The organism is Cellulomonas sp. IC4_254 (genome assembly GCF_011603975.1).
Taxonomy (GTDB): domain Bacteria; phylum Actinomycetota; class Actinomycetes; order Actinomycetales; family Cellulomonadaceae; genus Cellulomonas.
In genome coordinates this window covers 1-1,038 of sequence record NZ_JAANNB010000384.1, presented here as the reverse complement: position 1 = coordinate 1,038, position 1,038 = coordinate 1, and the positions used below count along the sequence as shown (strand labels likewise).

The following is a 1,038-nucleotide window of genomic DNA, read 5'->3' as shown; positions in this document are numbered from 1 at the left end:
GTCGCCCGCACCCAGACCCGCACCCGCTCGGTCGGCGGCGGCTTCGCCCGCACCCTGGGCCTCGTGATCGCGCTCGTGGCGATCTGGGTCGTCGGCTACATCACGGCCGGCAGCCGGTTCGTCAGCGTGGACAACCTCCTGGTCATCCTCAGCCTGGCGTCGATCATCGGCGTGCTGAGCATCGGGATGACCTTCGTGATCACGGCCGGCGGCATCGACCTGTCGGTCGGGTCGGTGCTCGGCCTCGCGTCGGTCTGGGCCACCACCGTCGCCACCCAGCAGATGGCGGACCAGTACGGCTGGATCGTCATGGTCGCCTGCGCGCTCGCCGTCGGCACGGCGGCGGGCGTCGTCAACGGCGTGCTCATCGCCTACGGGCGCGTCGTCGCCTTCATCGCGACGCTCGCCATGCTGGTCGCGGCGCGCGGCCTCGCCGAGCTCATCGCGCAGCGGCGCACCCAGCTCGTGAACGTCACGTCGTTCCAGGACACCTTCAAGGGCGACCTGCTCGGCGTGCCGAAGATCGTGTGGATCTTCGCGGTGGTCGCGGTCGCCGGCTGGTTCCTGCTCAACCGCACCACGTTCGGCCGGCGCACCGTCGCGGTCGGCGGCAACCCCGAGGCCGCCCGGCTCGCCGGCATCGCGGTCAAGCGGCACACGATGTACCTGTACGCGCTGGCCGGCCTCGCCGCCGGCATCGCCGCGGTGATGATGCTCGCCCGCACCGGCGCGGGCTCGTCGACCAACGGCCTGTACTACGAGCTCGACGCGATCGCCGCGGTCGTCGTCGGCGGCACGCTGCTCTCCGGCGGCCGCGGCACCATCGTCGGCACCGTCCTCGGCGTCCTGATCTTCGCGACGCTCACCAACCTGTTCATCCAGAACAACCTGGACTCCTCGGTCCAGCAGATCGCGAAGGGGGCGATCATCGTCGTCGCCGTCCTGCTGCAGCAGCGCTTCACCTCGCGCACGCCGCGGACCGCCCGCACCTGACCCGGGACGCCCCGCGGCGCGGCGCCCCCGCGCCACCGACGCACC

The 1,038-nt window shown here is 72.1% G+C and carries 1 protein-coding gene; it reads left to right on the top strand.

The genetic code is table 11. The annotated features are described in order from the left end of the window. Nucleotides 1-54 precede the first annotated feature (54 nt). Complete coding sequence (locus tag G6556_RS18930; RefSeq protein WP_166944718.1) at nt 55-993, top strand: ABC transporter permease; 939 nt, start codon at nt 55-57, stop codon at nt 991-993. Nucleotides 994-1,038: the final 45 nt, after the last annotated feature.